At 52.3% G+C, this 15,806-nt stretch carries 20 protein-coding genes; 8 read left to right on the top strand and 12 right to left on the bottom strand.

Translation table 11 applies throughout. The features are described 5' to 3' along the window. Window positions 1–28: 28 nt before the first annotated feature. Window positions 29–319: an antibiotic biosynthesis monooxygenase gene (locus KTE_RS39795; RefSeq protein ID WP_201391774.1), complete on the bottom strand. Its 291-nt coding sequence runs from the start codon at window positions 317–319 to the stop codon at window positions 29–31. A 303-nt stretch (window positions 320–622) separates the two neighbouring features. On the opposite strand from KTE_RS39795, the gene KTE_RS39790 reads away from it, so the two are divergent. Next, window positions 623–946, top strand: a complete 324-nt coding sequence (locus KTE_RS39790; RefSeq protein ID WP_201391772.1) for a hypothetical protein — start codon at window positions 623–625, stop codon at window positions 944–946. A gap of 375 nt (window positions 947–1,321) precedes the next feature. Then, window positions 1,322–1,972 carry an isochorismatase family protein gene (locus KTE_RS39785; RefSeq protein ID WP_201391770.1) on the top strand — a complete coding sequence of 217 codons (651 nt, stop codon included), beginning with the start codon at window positions 1,322–1,324 and terminating at the stop codon, window positions 1,970–1,972. A gap of 173 nt (window positions 1,973–2,145) precedes the next feature. Here the strand turns inward: KTE_RS39785 and KTE_RS50230 are convergent, their stop codons facing one another. The 4 genes from KTE_RS50230 to KTE_RS39765 form a co-directional block, all read right to left on the bottom strand. Further along, window positions 2,146–2,526, bottom strand: coding sequence for an arylamine N-acetyltransferase (locus KTE_RS50230; protein ID WP_374226884.1), 381 nt, complete (start codon window positions 2,524–2,526; stop codon window positions 2,146–2,148). Window positions 2,527–2,601: 75 nt separating this feature from the next. Continuing rightward, on the bottom strand, window positions 2,602–3,021 hold the full coding sequence (locus tag KTE_RS39775; RefSeq protein WP_201391766.1) for a DUF302 domain-containing protein: 420 nt from the start codon (window positions 3,019–3,021) through the stop codon (window positions 2,602–2,604). A gap of 148 nt (window positions 3,022–3,169) precedes the next feature. After that, entirely contained in the window at window positions 3,170–4,477 is a 1,308-nt protein-coding gene (locus KTE_RS39770; RefSeq protein WP_201391764.1) for an FAD-dependent oxidoreductase, read from the bottom strand. Window positions 4,478–4,686: 209 nt separating this feature from the next. Next, window positions 4,687–5,583, bottom strand: a complete 897-nt coding sequence (locus KTE_RS39765; protein WP_374226870.1) for a cupin domain-containing protein — start codon at window positions 5,581–5,583, stop codon at window positions 4,687–4,689. Between the two features lie 105 nt (window positions 5,584–5,688). Here KTE_RS39765 and KTE_RS39760 point away from each other — a divergent pair, with 105 nt between their 5' ends. The 4 genes from KTE_RS39760 to KTE_RS48410 all read left to right on the top strand — a co-directional run bounded on the left by KTE_RS39760 (window position 5,689) and on the right by KTE_RS48410 (window position 9,333). After that, window positions 5,689–6,531, top strand: a complete 843-nt coding sequence (locus KTE_RS39760) for an NmrA family NAD(P)-binding protein (protein ID WP_201391760.1) — start codon at window positions 5,689–5,691, stop codon at window positions 6,529–6,531. Window positions 6,532–6,544: 13 nt separating this feature from the next. Further along, the gene (locus tag KTE_RS39755; protein ID WP_201391758.1) at window positions 6,545–6,955 is read left to right on the top strand and encodes a VOC family protein; all 411 of its coding nucleotides are present in this window, start codon (window positions 6,545–6,547) and stop codon (window positions 6,953–6,955) included. 464 nt (window positions 6,956–7,419) lie between these two features. Further along, window positions 7,420–8,649, top strand: a complete 1,230-nt coding sequence (locus KTE_RS48415; protein WP_236600942.1) for a hypothetical protein — start codon at window positions 7,420–7,422, stop codon at window positions 8,647–8,649. Between the two features lie 48 nt (window positions 8,650–8,697). Next, window positions 8,698–9,333 carry a hypothetical protein gene (locus tag KTE_RS48410; RefSeq protein ID WP_236600941.1) on the top strand — a complete coding sequence of 212 codons (636 nt, stop codon included), beginning with the start codon at window positions 8,698–8,700 and terminating at the stop codon, window positions 9,331–9,333. A gap of 510 nt (window positions 9,334–9,843) precedes the next feature. Here KTE_RS48410 and KTE_RS39745 read toward each other — a convergent pair. From KTE_RS39745 to KTE_RS39735, 3 genes are read right to left on the bottom strand one after another with little or no spacing between them, the layout of a single operon-like run. Next, window positions 9,844–10,008 (bottom strand): hypothetical protein, encoded by a 165-nt coding sequence (locus KTE_RS39745; RefSeq protein ID WP_201391756.1) that lies wholly within the window; start codon window positions 10,006–10,008, stop codon window positions 9,844–9,846. Further along, window positions 9,990–10,148, bottom strand: a complete 159-nt coding sequence (locus KTE_RS50225) for a Tn3 family transposase (RefSeq protein WP_201391754.1) — start codon at window positions 10,146–10,148, stop codon at window positions 9,990–9,992. Before KTE_RS50225 ends, KTE_RS39745 begins: the two co-directional genes overlap by 19 nt. A gap of 11 nt (window positions 10,149–10,159) precedes the next feature. Continuing rightward, window positions 10,160–11,221, bottom strand: coding sequence for a MarR family winged helix-turn-helix transcriptional regulator (locus tag KTE_RS39735; RefSeq protein WP_236600940.1), 1,062 nt, complete (start codon window positions 11,219–11,221; stop codon window positions 10,160–10,162). A gap of 183 nt (window positions 11,222–11,404) precedes the next feature. Here KTE_RS39735 and KTE_RS39730 point away from each other — a divergent pair, with 183 nt between their 5' ends. Then, window positions 11,405–12,349, top strand: coding sequence for an ATP-binding cassette domain-containing protein (locus tag KTE_RS39730; RefSeq protein WP_201391752.1), 945 nt, complete (start codon window positions 11,405–11,407; stop codon window positions 12,347–12,349). Next, a complete protein-coding gene (locus tag KTE_RS39725; protein ID WP_201391742.1) occupies window positions 12,346–13,137 on the top strand; it encodes an ABC transporter permease in 792 nt (263 codons plus the stop codon). Before KTE_RS39730 ends, KTE_RS39725 begins: the two co-directional genes overlap by 4 nt. Here the strand turns inward: KTE_RS39725 and KTE_RS39720 are convergent. From KTE_RS39720 to KTE_RS39705, 4 genes are all read right to left on the bottom strand, one after another. Further along, window positions 13,113–13,430 carry a hypothetical protein gene (locus KTE_RS39720; RefSeq protein ID WP_201391740.1) on the bottom strand — a complete coding sequence of 106 codons (318 nt, stop codon included), beginning with the start codon at window positions 13,428–13,430 and terminating at the stop codon, window positions 13,113–13,115. The two genes, KTE_RS39725 and KTE_RS39720, sit on opposite strands and share 25 nt — an antisense overlap. 13 nt (window positions 13,431–13,443) lie before the next feature. Next, on the bottom strand, window positions 13,444–13,632 hold the full coding sequence (locus KTE_RS39715; RefSeq protein WP_201391738.1) for a hypothetical protein: 189 nt from the start codon (window positions 13,630–13,632) through the stop codon (window positions 13,444–13,446). Between the two features lie 339 nt (window positions 13,633–13,971). Continuing rightward, entirely contained in the window at window positions 13,972–14,556 is a 585-nt protein-coding gene (locus tag KTE_RS39710; protein ID WP_201394533.1) for a dihydrofolate reductase family protein, read from the bottom strand. A gap of 98 nt (window positions 14,557–14,654) precedes the next feature. Beyond that, window positions 14,655–15,488, bottom strand: a complete 834-nt coding sequence (locus tag KTE_RS39705; protein WP_201391737.1) for an AraC family transcriptional regulator — start codon at window positions 15,486–15,488, stop codon at window positions 14,655–14,657. Window positions 15,489–15,806 lie beyond the last annotated feature (318 nt).

The following is a 15,806-nucleotide window of genomic DNA, read 5'->3' as shown; positions in this document are numbered from 1 at the left end:
GCTATAATCAGCACACAATCTGCAGCGACTAACTCGCGACAGTCTCTGTATAAAACACCTGGATATGCTGAGGGTCCATATACGATGAAAAACGTTGACCCGCTGGATCGCTTTGGAATACAGAAACTGCTTTTTTCGCCGCCTCTACCGACGCCCAGTCGAGGATATCCAGCCATTCACCACTCTCAGCCTGACTCACAGTACGACTCAGGAAGCCACCTTGCGTCTGTAGTAACGCAGTCGTTTCAGCAACGGCTGCGAGGAAATCCCCACGTGCTACATCTGGTAATACATGGAAGATAACAACTTCAATAGCCATAACAGATTTCATCCCTTCTTTTTACTCTCGATGAGAGAAACAGGATTTTTGCTTACTAATAGTAGCCTGGCAATAGTATATTGCCGAAAAATCTATCTGTCAAGATATTGTTAACACTTCTTGCAAGGAGAGTGTTGTGACATCTCAATTACTGGTGACGTCACCGAAATCTTCGTATGGACAATCCGAAAACATCCAGGAGCCCTTTCCCAGCGCACCCTTTTGAGTCAAGAGATGCAGAAACGCTCGTGTCTCTTAATGATCCATGGTTGCAGAGACTTCTGCGCAGCCAGGCGCGGCGACGTGGCGGCGAACCATTATGCTGCGATGCTCACCTGCAACTGGCATCTTCACTCCTGCCAGAAGCCGATGGGTGGTCACAAGGAGGCAATCAACGTCTATCTGGATGCGTGTCAGGAGGAGAATGGGAAGCGTTATGCACGTCTGGAAATCAAGCCATCATATAATCGAATGCCGGAGCTAATTACGGTGATGATCACGATCCCGGAGGAACCAGCCACATTTCCCTGGATTCAACCTGTGGAGGAAGAGCAGCCCGCTTTTGTTTTTTTTCTCGTGTATTGCTCCCCAAAAGTGAGGCCGTATGTGAAAGGAACAAACTTGTAGCAGGTCAGCACCTTGAACGCAGCATTGTCCGTTTCCATATCCTGAAGCAGCACAAAGAGTGCCACAGTGCAAAAACAGAAACGAGCATCCAGGTATTTCCACGTGTCTTGAGTGCTTCAACGAATGCGTAATATTCCACTATCGCACAAAAGAAGCAGGACGGTGAAGAGATGTACCAGCTCAATGTATCGTACCACTCTTTTGGTTCACGTTGCGACTTTCCACATACGTCAAACCTGTGACGGTGAAGTACCTGTTCCAGTTTGACAAAGCCTCTTTTAGGCAATATACTATTGCTAGGCTACTATTAGTAGCTTTGTTAAGAATCCATACTTTTTCGTATGGGGAATGGAACGTGAAAGGAACGCATTTCGTATGAACGCTTCTCACATCAATACAGATGATCGGAACGTTTTTTCTGAGCAGTTAACCCCTGAGAATACTGCGGTTGTCCTCGTCGATCATCAGATAGGCCTCTTCACCGGAGTCGTCGATACGGATGTGCTCACGCTCAAGCACAATGTTGTCGCGCTGGCACGGGCAGCAAAAGTATTGGGGGTACCAACCATTGTTACGGCCACCGCTCCTGATGGCATGTGGGGGCCCATTTTTCCTGAGTTGCTTACCGCTCGGCCTGATGTGTCGATTCTTGCTCGTACCACGGTCAATCCCTGGGATGAGCCGCGTTTTGTGCAGGCAGTTGAAGCTCTGGGGCGCCAAAAGCTGATTATTGCCGGTATTTCTACGGAAGTATGCCTGGGCTTGACGGCAATCAGAGCGGTTGGTCTTGGCTATCATGCATACGCAGCGATAGATGCCTCGGGAACCTTTAGTGTGACAAAACGTGAAACGGGCTTATTGCGTATGACGCAGGCAGGCGTTATCGTTACAGACTACGCCACGACGATGGTTGAGATCTTGAAAGACAATGCACATCCTCTGGCAAACGAGCTCTATGCGACGCTTGATATGCCCTTTGCCACGCTCGTCGGTCAGATTTTTGCAGCCAATAACAGGAAAGGGTAAGCTGCTGCTGTCGAGAGAAGGGAAAAGGATACGCCACATTCTGAGGCGTCCTTCTTGCGACGAAAGCAAGGTGTGCGGTCTGAGTGCATGAGAAAACGATCTTCTGGCCGCATATTCTTTTTGATACACCCCTTCCACGCGATTCCGAGAACCAGGCGCTTCATCCTTACCCTTTAAAGGCTGGGCGAAGCACCTGGTTCATATTGACCTGGGGGCTGCTGTAAATGTTGGCGTGCGCTTACTGGGGCTTCTTTAAGGTCTATAGTAACAGATGAAACAGAGAATAAGGAGACTGGTAAGGTATGCCCATGGGGCAGATCAATACCAAAATAGTGCTGTAGTGGCTCATGATAGACGTCTGTATCCGTGATATGCATTGTGATTGTCCCGTCCGAGCGGCGAATTCTCAACTCGTGACCCCGGAGAATAATATGAGCATCATTGGTTGCAATAATACAAAGACAATGCAGTGTAAACAGAGAAACCGAGGCATTCGAACGAAAAAATTTACCATAGCATAATTGACGGGATAATAGTCCTCCGGGACAAGACATGCAAGGAGTGTTAAACCCGGCGTCCATGCTCGCGTTCTGGCCAGTAGAAGGGCTCTATTATATTCAATTGAAGCATCAACCTTGCAGCGTCTGCTCAATCATAGTATCAGCTCCGGCGATATTACCAAGCAATTCCTCCGGGAACCCATAACGGGCTTTCATGTAGGTAGCGCTGGTAGAACTTACCCAGACCCGCTTGTCTCCATCCTGCCAAACGAGTACTTTTAGTGGTAGATCAAGTGCGATGAGTGGAGAGGCAATCATGAGGGGGGTGCCGGCTTTCGGATTGCCAAATATAAGTACATGTGTCTGCGGCATTATAAGTCCCACTTTGTCCGCCTCTTTCCCATGATCAATATGGGCAAAGAGTATCAGGTTTCGGCTGTGTATAGCCTCCTCAAGACGAGCCAGCGTGTCTTCCACAGAAAAGGGGCTCAATCGATTGACAATTCCTTCAACAAAAGGAGCGGAGCCCGCAGGTGTCGAATTCTTCATATTTCTTCCTTACCCCTTCATATTTCAGCAATAGAGATATAAATCGCCATCTTCTCGTATCACGCCATGGTATTGTTGGATCATTTTACTCACAATCGGTGATGTCACGAAGAAACCACTGTGAGGAGGAACATATACGTGAGAGTCCCTACTGAATCTGGCCAAAAAGATCATTTAAGACTTCAGAAACACTGGGATGGGTAAAAATCGTATCGCGGAGAACCCGATAATCCATTTGAGCGTGCATAGCCATTTGAACCGTATTAATAATCTCATTGGAATCAATACAGTAGAGTGTACATCCAAGGATTTTGTCGGTACGCGCATCAACAATTGCCTTCAACAATCCAACCGTTTTCCCCATCATCTGCGCACGTGTTGATGCCGCTGCGGCTAACTTTCCAACTTTAATCTCATAGCCGTGCTGCAATGCCTCTTCCTCAGAGAGTCCCACACGAGAGAGAACGGGGGAGAGGAAGACGGAATACGGAATATGCTGGCGGCTAAGGGTAGACCGTTGACGATTACCATAGAGTTGATCACGCACAATACGATAATCATCCAGAGAAATATAGGTAAACTGAGGACCGCCATTCACATCACCAATAGCCCAGATATCGGGTATATTGGTCCGTAGGTATTCATCAACCTCCACAAAACCACGCTTATTAACAACAACGTTTGCCCTTTCAAGCTCAAGCTGTGATGTCTCTGGCACGCGTCCAACCGCAACGAGAATGGTATCGCCAGTCACAATTTGGCACTGTCCATGACTATCAACAAAGGTGAGAGATGTGTGATCAGCACCATCCTCGATAGAGTTGACCGTCGCGTTGAAATGAAAACAAATTCCCTGTGCCACCATGGTTTGTTGCACTGCATCAGCGATATCACGATCCTGTCCGGGAAGAAAAACGGCATGCTGTTCTAAGACAGTCACCTGCGAACCAAAGGCCCGATAAATTGAGGCAAACTCTAACCCCACATACCCACTCCCGATTATGATCAGATGTCGAGGTAACTGCGTGCATTCCATAAGCGTCGTGCTTGTGTAAACGCGTTTACTCTGCGCCAGACCAGCAATCGGCGGAAGAAATGGCACGGTTCCGGTACTGATGATGATATGTTCTGCCTGAATCAGGAGCGCAGTCTGTGTCTCGCTCAGAATAACCTGAATCTCGTGAGAAGAAAGAAAACTGGCGGTCCCATCGATCACCTTAACATTCGCGTTGTTGTTGAGCATCTCATAGTTTTTCTGGCGCAGAAAAGTCACCAACCGATTTTTCTCTTCAATAGCCTGGAGATAATAGGATTGCTGCTCTTCAAAGGTTGCTGGATGGTGACTGGCGGCATGTTCAGCGGAAAGATCCAGCGATTTGGTGGGAATACAGGCCACATTGCCCACGGGATGCGCAACGAGGTACATATTCGGTTGAAATGGTCTCTCCAGGCTCATTCAACGTGTCCATTTTGGAATGAAACCTCAACATGTTCAGACAGCCTGGAGAGCATGTTCCGCAAAACCAAGCGGATATTTGTTGTCTGGCTGGTAGATAGTCGCAAGGGTCCCGGCACTGAGCCTCTTGCTTTCGACAAGCCGTAACTTCGTCGGAGCCGTCCCCTCTGGGAAGAACCGCCTTCCTGATCCCATGATGTAGGACACGACTAAGAACGGGCCAGTCGCCACTCACCTGGCCGTTGTTCGTGGTGTCGAAGAAATGCGGCCGAGAAAGCGTTTGTTGAGCTATAGCCAACTCGCCTTGCGATTTCGGTAATGCTCAGCTCTCCTGCTTGTAAGAAGTCTCGTGCAAGCGCCATTCTCCAACCAGTTAGGTAACGCATAGGTGGCTCGCCCAGTGCTCGTTCAAAGTTACGCGCAAATGCGGCTCTTGACATCCCACAGAGAGAGGCGAGTTCAGGAACAGTCCATGTATTCTCTGGCTGTGAGTGAATAACTTGCAGCGCCGCACCCAGTTGCGAATCAGTAGCAGCTCTAAACCAAGCTGGAGGTGCTGTGCTCCGCTCTAAGCTCGCACGAAGCGCGTACACAATGAGCAGATCTAATAACCGATCCAACACCGTTTGATGGCCAGCACTCGGTTGATTAAGCTCGTCCGAGAGGAGCGTAATGATTTGGCGTAGCGGCTCGTTGGGAGTTGTCTGTAGTATGAGAATTGGAGGAAGCGTTTTTAGCAGTCCCGATCCGATATCTCCTGAAAACTGGTAAGCTCCACACATAAAGACGGAGGGGTTTGGGTTACTTGATGTATCGTTACTGATACGTTTTGTTAAGAAGTCCTCATGTGGAATACAGGCAGAACCTGGGCTATGCGCAAGGTGGTGTTTTCGCCCACCAGGAACAAGCGCAAGATTACCAGGTACCAGTTCCTGAGCGTCCGAGTGGTCATCAGTCCATAGATAGACTCGGCCCTTCAAAACTATATGAACGGTTAGCTGTATACTCCCTGGTACAATCAGGCCCCATGGAGGTGAAACCGCAGATTGCGCAAATACCCCGCCAGATGATCGCGCTCTTACTAAGTGTTCTTGCAAGATATCCATTGGCTTTATTGTACACTCTATGACGTCAGAAAATCGAGCGTTTTAAGTAGTAGATTGAGCTTTTCTCACATTGACGCTCTCATTTGTTTGGTTGATACTAAAGACATGAAAAATTTACCCACAATCCTCATTTTGGGAGCAACCGGAAAGACCGGCTCCCGTGTGGCCCGAATTCTGGAAGAGAATGGGGTCACAGTCCGTCGAGCATCCCGCTCGAGCAAAGATGTGTCGTTCGACTGGGATGATACTACAACATGGAATACTGCATTGCAAGGTGTCGATCGCGTCTACCTTGTAGGTCCACTTTTGAAAACGGATATACTCCAGCAAGTTTCAGGTTTCTTAGACGTTGCTGAAGCAAACAGTATAAGTCATGTGACCTATGTAAGTCTACATGATTATCGGGCAATGCCTGAAGAAACTGGACCTCGCCGTGTTGAGATTGAGTTCGGAACTCGGTCAGGCTTCACCCACACAGTCCTCCGCCCTGCCTGGTTCATGCAGAATTTTAGCCAAACGTTCCTCAGACCAAGCGGAGGCCAAATTATCGTGCCGGCTGGTAGTGGCAGCGAGGCATTCATTGACGTAGAGGACATCGCTGCAGTTGCAGCTGAAACACTTCTCCATCCCGACAAACATAATGGTGAAACATATATGTTAACGGGACCTGAGTCACTCACCATGTCACAGGCCGCAAAAAGTATAAGTAGCGCAAGTGGCCAGGATATCAAATATGTAGATGTTAATCGAGAAGATTGGGTGAAAGGTGTCGTTGCTAGCGGCATTCCTGCTGCATATGGTGAAGTGCTAAAGAAACTGACACAAACTATTGCAGACAAGAATGGGTCGAAACCAACCCAGGATGTACAGAAAGTAATCGGGAGGAATCCGATAAGCTTTGCCGACTTCGCTCTTCGTGAGGTGGCTGCATGGTCACAAACTGGATAGGAGGTAAAAAAGGATGATTGATCACATATACATTTCTGTGAGCGATGTAAAAAAGTCACTCACATTCTATCTGGAAGCATTGAAGCCTTTAGGTTGGCGAGAGTTCGGAGCATACGACTCTGGTACCGGTCCAGAGGGTATACCTGACCTTTATGGTATAGGTGACACTCAATACATGAAGAATCCAGGATCAGGTTCTAGCATATGGCTACGACAGCGACAAAAGGGTGAAACTGGTCTTTATGTTGGCATTCACGCAGATAGTACAAAAGAGGTAGAGGCTGCTTATACTGCTGCGTTGAAAGCGGAAGGCAAAGATGAAGGTGCGCCAGCGGAAAGAACATACTTTGCTCGTGGATATTACGCTGCAAATATAGCAGACTTCGATGGTAATCATATTGAGTTCGTCTACAAAGACTTTTAGGGACAGTGCGGGATAATCTCATCTACAGAGTGGTACACTTTTCGATGAGCAAATGCACGAAAAACGTGAAATGGCGGCTACCGATTTCGATGTCCACTGACTTTTCCAGTGCCGTTCTCTCTACTCATGGTCGAGGAAGTGGACGAGCTATTTTCTCCCTGTGTGAGGAAACTCCCTCATCCTTGGGAAAGCTGGCCATAGTAGTTCGTGCGCAACAGACGATCATAAGGAAAGGAAAACAAAATGACTCCACAGAACACGACTGAGGAAAACATGAGCTTGCCCCGGTTTGAAAGAGTCCCGAAAGCCCACGAGACGCACATGTAGGGCTACACCACCCCAATGAAAATGGTCGTTTTCAGAAGAGTTGCGCAACGAGATGTAGCTTGTAGCAGACTCATCTAAAAATATGCCTTCTTAATGAGGAAGTACGAAAAGATTCCTCACAGATTAAGGAGGCACAGGTGAATACTATCACGAGTTCGACCGTCACCATTCAGACCACTTCGCATTCCCTCCCCTCAGTACCTTGCTGGTTTGGGGAGGTAGTGATCATCGCAAAGTCACTTCAACGCACCGGTGTGCTTGCGAAGATTTCCGAGCGTGTGCGCTTCGCTCGGCGTCGGTTCGGACACTATGAGGTCATCGACTTTCTCATCGTGCTCTTTGGCTACGCTGTCAGCGGTGAGCGAACACTGGAGGCGTTTTACGAACAGGTACATCCCTTTGCTACAGCTTTCATGGCGCTCTTCGGACGAGATCGCTTGCCAGCCCGCTCGACGCTCTCACGCTTTTTGGCTGCGCTCACCACAGAGCCAGTTGAAGCTTTGCGTGCACTCTTTCTCGAAGATCTGCTGGAGCGGCGAGCAGACTTTGAGCAGCAGCCCAGTGGACTCACCGACCGAACAGGCAAACTGTGGAAGGTGTTCGATATCGATGGCACCCGGGAGGCCGCCCGGCAACGTGCCTTGCCACAGACAGGAGAGCAGCCTGCTCCCTTCCGTCGGTTGGCAGAAGTGTGTGCTCCTGGTTACACCGGTCGCAAACGAGGAGAGGTCGTACGCACTCGCAGCACGGTCTTGCAAGCACATTCGTATCAGTGGCTCGGCACCTTTGGCAATCGGGGCAACGGAGAGTATCGAAAAGAATTGCGCCGGGCGGTGGAAGCGATCCAGTCCTACCTGCAAGCGCATCAGTTCGCAAGAGAGCGTACCCTCCTGCGGCTTGATGGTCTGTATGGAACGGGAGCTGTTCTGACTGATCTGCTCGGGTTGCCCTTCGTCATGCGCGGCAAAGACTATGGGCTTCTTAACCTGCCAGCGGTCCAGACCTGTTTGCATTTGCCTGCTGATCAGCAGTTCTCCCTGCCGGAAAGTCCTCTGGTCCGCACGCTCTACGACTGCCCTGACGTGCCAGTTGGTGCGGAGGGGCAACACTACCGCCTCGTGGTGGCAACGCATCCCAAAGGCCCGAAAAAGCAGAAAATTGGCGTTGAGCGAGATGGGCTCATCTACGAGCTGTTTTTGTCAAAGTTGCCACAAGAAGCCTTTACGGCATCTGATGTGGTAGCGCTCTATCTGCATCGTGGATCCTTTGAAACGACCCTCTCAGATGAGGACACGGAGCAAGACCCGGATCGCTGGTGTTCTCAGAGCGCTTGCGGACAAGAAGCCTGGCAGATCATCTCGCAATGAGTCTGGAACCTGCGGCTGGAACTAGGACATCAGCTTCATCCCTATCCCTTGCGTACCACCGAGTTTGCTCCTGCCATCCCCCCTTCCTCACCCACTTCACCGCACACGACTCCTCCTTCAGGCTATGCTCCTCCTCAAGTGGGCCTGCCCTGGAAAGCGGGCCGTTTCTCCAGCCAGGACTTTGCGCTCCAGCCCGATGGCACACTGCGGTGTCCTGCCGACCAGAAGCTTTACCCGCATGAGCAACGTCGAGAAGCCGATGGAAGCCTGCGTGTGGTGTATGGAGCCAGCATTCGCAGTTGTCGTCCCTGCCCGCTGCGCGAGCAGTGTCAATGGAATGGCAGCGCTACTGCGAAGCCTCGCCAGGTAAGTGTACTTCTGCATCCACTTCGGGTGGGTCCTGCGCCGTTGCTCTGGCGAGATTGGAACCGCAGAGAGCATCGGCGCAGATGTCAGCAACTCGTGCAGCACCAACGCGTCGAGGTATGCCTGTTGCCTGCTGCCGCTGCACAGCCTCGCAAAGCGGAAGTGATTCTGTCACGTGCACAACGTGCACATTCTCGTCTCTCATGGCAAGAGCGGCTAGCTCGCAATACTCGCGTTTCAACCTCTGGGCAAGTGACGATCAAATTGTTTGGTGTCCCAGAAAGCTTTGCCACCTCGCTCGGTTTGGCGACGGCTTGACATCGTCTTGATAACTGATGGGTTTCCTCTTCTCGGAAAAGTAAGCTTCTCCGTGTGGTGCCTCATGGCTTTTTTTCCTGGCTGTTCCTCAATTCTTGCTCTTTTCCGCCTTTTTTCCTCTCTGTCCTCCTGTTTCTGACATCTCTCACGGGTTGGGCGTCCAGTTTTGAGCCACTTTCGCTTCTCTGATCAGATTTAGCTCTGCAACACTCTCGTTGCGCAATTCGTGGGCAAAGAGCAAGTTGATTTGGTAGAGTGGACCTAAAAGAAGACCGAAGAGGATCTCTCATTAGTTTTTGAGGCCGAGGGAACCCCTTTTGCGCTGGAGCAAGCATCGCTGGCATACTCATGAGCGTTCAGCTCTTTCTCGCCTCGCTGCTTTCTGAAGCTTCCAAGCACGCTTGTACCTCGGCAATAGTCTGGTCGGTATCGTTGAAGAGGATAGCTTTCATGCCCACTCGTTGCGCTCCCTTTACACACTGCTCGCGATCATCAATGAAGACCACTTCTTCAGTGTACCCCAAGGCGCTCGCAGGCGAGTAAGTAAAAGTCCGTCTCTGGTTTCTGCATCCCCTCCTCGCAGGAGTAGAGCATAACCTCTATCCTCAGCATTTCCTCAGGAGTCTCGAGGAGGAGCACTCCACCAATATCAAAGATCACGGCACGAATGGCCATGAGGGAACTCCTTTCCGACCAGACATAATCCCAGTCAGGTTAATATGCTCCCAATCCATGGGAGAGAGATGGGTGAGTTGTTCTGATGTGATGGTCATCTCCTCTTGTTGCAGTCCCTCAACCGCTCGTGCTAGTTCCAATGTGTTCCAGGTCAATCAGAGGTGATAGTGAGCTGGCTTGCAGAGCTTGCGACTTCGATGTCGTAGTACGGCGTAGTCGGATCAAAGCCCTGGCTTTGCAACCGCACGTCGTTGCCCACAGCACCAAAGGTTTGATCGTCGAAAACAAATTCGGCAGCCCAGCCCTTGAGGTGGACGAGGGCAGCGACGCCTGCAGGTCGTCGAACGATGACCTCCGATGCTCCTCCGCTAATTCGCATGGGAACTCGGCCTGTGGGTGCAGGGAGATCCAGCTGGCTCCTGTGGAGTCCCCCTTTGACCTCGAGGGAGGCGAGATTGAGCTCGCCCAACTCGGCGGTAATCTCAGACGCGCTACCCTGGATGACAATCTGCCAGGGGATGGCGATGCTGAGCGCAACCTCCGCTGCGGTCTTCTCCTTGCTCGGAACCCACAGGCGCCGTGGATAGCGGATCGTGACCACTCCATCTTTGGCCTTCACCTCTGGCACGGGCCCCTCGAAGCGAGCCTGGTAGAGCGTACCCTTTCCATCACTCGCACGCAAGTTCATCCGGAAGGCCCCGGAGGGGAAGATAAGCCGGGCGCTTTCCAGATCTGCCAGTGGAGCAGAGAAAATCCGCTCCTTGTTGAGTGGCGCCTCTTGCAACTGGACGAGTTCCTTCCTGGACAGCGCGTGGTTGTGCTGGAGAAACTCCAAGAGAAAAGCGAGTTGCTCCTCGTCATAGCGCGACATCGCCTCATCCCACGTCTCCTCAAGAGAATTCAGGATCGAGCGAACCGTGTGCATTTCATCCTTGCCTCTCTCAAGCCGAACGATGACCTTGCGACCATCGTTGGGGTCACGATCCCTTCGTACAAGTCCGGCCTCCTCCAACCGGTTGAGCATCTTGGCGATTGCCCCAGTAGTCATCCCCATAAGATCGGCGAGTTGACCGGCAGAAGCTTCGCCAGCAAGATCCAGAATATCCATCACCTGCATGTCCGTGTCAGCCGCCATCCCGGTCTGAGCCGCTGCCACCCGGAAGAAGGAAGCGCCGAATCCATTGAACTGCCTCAATTCCCGCCTGAGTGCCACGAGAATCTCCCCCGGTTTTTCTGAGAACCTCTTGACAATGTCTGTTCCTCCGTGTACGCTATATTTAGCTTACTTAGTCACTTAATTTTCACGCAAATTTTGCTAATTAAGCTAGATACAAATATTATGTATTCAGTGATTGGTTCAGTGATTTGAGTATACCATAGAAAGATCTCATGTGTCATGACGATGATGATTGAAACGCGGGGATTATGCAAGTCATTCGGCGACCACGTGGTGCTCGACGGCATCGACCTGGATGTGGCTGAAGGGTCAATCTTCGCGCTGCTCGGCCCTAATGGTGCTGGCAAGACCACAGCGGTTCAGATCCTCTCCACGCTCATCAGCGCCGATCGTGGTGAGGCGCGCGTTGCCGGGCACGACGTGGCCCGTGAGCCCGATGCAGTTCGTGCTGCGATTGGCGTCACCGGTCAGTTCTCGGCGGTAGACAACGTGCTCACCGGCGAGGAGAACCTGCTCTTGATGGCTGACCTGCACCACCTGGGCCGGCGCGAGGGGAGGCTTCGCACGGCTGAGTTGCTTGAACGCTTCGACCTGGTTGATGCGGCCAGGAAGACGCCGGCTACCTACTCCGGTGGCATGCGGCGTCGGCTCGACCTGGCGATGACCCTGGTTGGTGACCTGCGAGTTATCTTTCTCGACGAGCCGACCACTGGCCTGGACCCGCGCAGCCGCCACACCATGTGGCAGATCATCCGCGACCTTGTAGCAGGAGGTGTCACGATCTTGCTCACCACGCAGTATCTGGAAGAGGCGGATCAACTCGCCGACCGGATCGCGGTGCTCGATCAGGGAAAGCTGGTTGCCGAGGGGACCCCCGATGAACTTAAACGCCGCATCCCCGGCGGTCACATCCGCCTTCAGTTTGCTAACGCGAGCGGACTCGAAGCGGCCGCGCGAATACTGGACAAGGTGCTGCGCGATGACAACGAGTTGATGCTCCAGGTCCCAACTGACGGCAGCGTCCAGCAACTTCGGGCCGTACTCGACCAGCTCGACAACGAAGCTATTGTGGTCGATCAAGTCTCGGTTCACACTTCTGACCTCGACGATGTCTTCTTCGCCATAACCTCCCACTCAGACACACAGAAAGGTTTTGTACGATGAGCACTCTTTCCTTGACACTCCGCGATTCGGCGACCATGCTGCGGCGCGATGTCCGGCACTCACTGCGCAACCCGACGATGACGGTGAGCGGTCTGCTGACGCCAATCGTCATGCTGCTGCTGTTCGTCTATATCTTCGGCGGCGCGATAGGTGCTGGCCTGGGTTATGGGACACACGGCGGCAGCTATATCAACTATGTCGCTCCTGCGATTCTCCTGATGACCGTGGGCAGCGGGTGCGCAACGACTGCGACCAACCTCTGCATGGACATGAACGAAGGCATCATCGCCCGCTTCCGCACGATGGCGATCTTCCGTGCCTCAGTACTGACCGGTCAGGTCCTTGGAAGCCTGCTACGGACGATGATCAGCGTCGTTCTCGTCATCGGGGTTGCACTGCTCATCGGTTTCCGGCCCTCTGCGAGTCTCGTCACCTGGATCGCGGCACTTGGCCTCATCGCGTTGTTCACCTTGGCAATCACATGGATGGGAGTGGTGTTCGGTCTGATAGGCAAAACACCTGCAGGAGCCAATAGCCTCTCCCTCATCTTCCAACTCCTACTCCCATTCACCAGTAGCGCATTCGTCAGCCCGGACTCGATGCCAGTTGGGGTCCGCTGGTTCGCGAAGTTTCAGCCCTTCACGCCTGTCATCGACACGCTGAGGGGGCTGCTGCTGGGAACCCCGAACGGCAACAGCGCGATCCTCGCCGTCGCCTGGTGCGTCGTCCTCGCCCTGGTTGGCTACCTCTGGGCACGAGCGGTCTATAACCGTGATCTGGTAAGGTAGGTAGGCGGAACGCACCGCAGCCGCTCCGATGAGGGACACGACGCTCGGCAACGTAGGTGGGGGGCGCGAGATCTCCCATCCTCGGCCTCCTCCACGATGGGGAGGAGGCTGTAAAAACCGACAATTCGCTCATCAATTTCACATGCGTAGACACTATCCTTCTCAATCTGCTCCGAGGTGATGTCAATGTTCTTGACCATAGCGTGATACTGCCCATCGTAGGCATGAGAGGTGCGAACAAGAGCGGTCAACAAGGAACTGCCTGTTCGTTGTGCGTGTCGAATAGATGGCATGCGTTACAAGCTCCTAGAAGAGTGCGACAAGAGAATCAGGCGTTGCGAGCAGCCAATCAAACGCTCCGTGAGTGTGCGGGAGTCCATCCAGGCCATTGATGCTCTTCATAAGCAGCACGACTTCTCCGAACCAGGGAGGCGAACAGGGAGCCAACTCGGCAGACGTGTGGATATGGACGGACGAATCGACGATACTTGCCATGGAGGTCTCCTTGTTGGAAAAACAGTGGTTCTTTTCCTTCAAAGAGACCATTTGGGGGCAGACGTTCGCTACCCGTCAACTCGTTGCGCAATCCGTGGGCAGAACCAAAGAGTGAGCCAGATCCGAGATATGAGCAACACAGCTATTCAGATCGATCTACCTGCTCACTTTTCGGGCTCAGTGCGAATTACAGAAAAGGTTGCTCTCCATCGAATTTGTTCAGGATGAGCTTACTTCACTGCGATCCGCTCCTTACAGAAAAAGGAGCGGATCGCACGCATCTTCTCAGAGGAGAGGAGTGAAGCTGCATCAAGGAAAGCTTTGCAAGGAGCGGCTCCTTTAGCGGTTTTCTTTAGCCAACTGGTAGGTTGCGATCACAACGCCTGTGCTTGTCGTCCTGGTGCCGACAAGCTGGAGCGTGGCTGCTGCACCGCCTTCCGGGAAGAGGTGGCGTCCCGATCCCAGCACTAGCGGGTGAATAAGGAGCACGTACGTATCGACGAGGTTCGCCTGCATGAGCGACTGGACCAACTCTCCGCTGCCCATGATCACCAGATCCGTGCCTGACTCCTGCTTGAGCCTGGCCACAGTCTCTGCGGCGTCGCCTTTGAGCAGCGTGGAGTTGATCCACGGGAGCGGCTCAGAGAGCGTGGTGGACGCGACGTACTTCTGCATGTTGTTGAGCATTGCCGAGAAAGGGCTGTCCGTTCGCTTGGGCCAGACGGAGTAGAAGTCCTCGTAGGTGCGCCTGCCCAGTAGCAGGGCAGGGATAGTGGGCATGCTATCCCCCGCCAGCGCCATCGCGTTGTAGGGCGCTCCCCAGCCGCCGTGCTCGAAACCGCCCCGGCGATCCTCGTCTGGCCTCGCCGGGGCCTGCATGACCCCATCGAGGGTCAGATTCGTGAAGACAATCACTTTGCGCATGAACTCTTTCCTCCTTCTGTCGAGAAACCATGGTGCTTCTCTCGTTTGTTGGAGTATACCTTGCTCATCCCTCGATGACTTGTAAAAAACCGTCATCATCAGACAAAAGCATAGCCTGCTTGCTCATGATAGAAGTCATCGACCTGTTGAGCAAGGCGTGTAGGAGTCATGCCAGAAAAGGCTTTAATGTCGTGAATCAAATGAGACTGGTCAGTGAAGTTAAGAGCAGCTGCCACATCGGTCAGCCGTGCAAAGCGCCTGGTTTTGATGAGGTGGATCGCTGCATTAAAGCGCTTTACCCGAAGATACGCCTGGGGGGTCAGGCCCACTGCCTGGGTGAAGCGCCTTTCAAACTGGCGTTCAGAGAGATGGAACGTGTTCAGCAAGTCTTTGACATGCAGCGAACCAATGTGCGCGTGGATCAAACGGAGGCTTTCTTCCACGAGCATATCTCGCGGTTTCTCCTGCTTGAGCAGAGCCACCAAGAAGGTGGTGAGAAGCGCCATCTGTTCCTGCCCGCTCCGGGCTTCCATCAATTGACTTGTCAAATCGAGAGCCCCGCACTCCTGCGGGCCTATCCATCCGGGAGCAAGTTGCGAGGCATTGATCCCAAAGAGGGTTTTGAGGGCGGAAGGCTTGAAAATCACATGCACCGTTGTAAAAGCTGTTTTTTTGTATGTCATGACGCTGGGCTCGATCACGGGTCCAGAGAGAAAGAGGGGAGGCGGGCAAAAGCTGCGTCCCGAATGGGTGGCGATGTGTTCAAGAGCAGCGTGCCCCTTATTGTAATGAAAAACCATTCCTGGCGCACCAGTGGGAGAGACTTTAATGGTCACGGCTTCCTCGCCACGATAGTCGGCGATCCTTACGCACTCTACCTCGTTTTTGAGGATGGCTGGAGGTGGGAGAATGGCAAAGTGGATCGAGTGCATACAACACATTCTTTCGTTTCATAAAAAGACACATTATCCGATGGTTCTTTCTCAATTCTTCTTTTGCTTGCCTGCAAAGCTGGTAACGGCGAGAGATAAGGTTTACTATCTCCTCTCTGGTTTGCTCTTTATCCAACCTTCTTCGTCAAAAGTTCACAATAGCCTCTAGTGTGTGTCCTTTTCTGTAAGATACGCTCAAACGAGACGGTGTGAGATGACCGAGTGGCGAGGGTTGCTCGGTGTGCTTGTGGATGGCCTGATGGCACCGGGCAACACGCATCAGGGGCCCCACTCGCTCTCCTTACTAGAAGTAGTGTA

Source organism: Ktedonobacter sp. SOSP1-85, from assembly GCF_016587415.1.
Taxonomy (GTDB): Bacteria; Chloroflexota; Ktedonobacteria; order Ktedonobacterales; family Ktedonobacteraceae; genus Ktedonobacter.
This window is presented reverse-complemented; position numbering and strand designations above follow the sequence as displayed.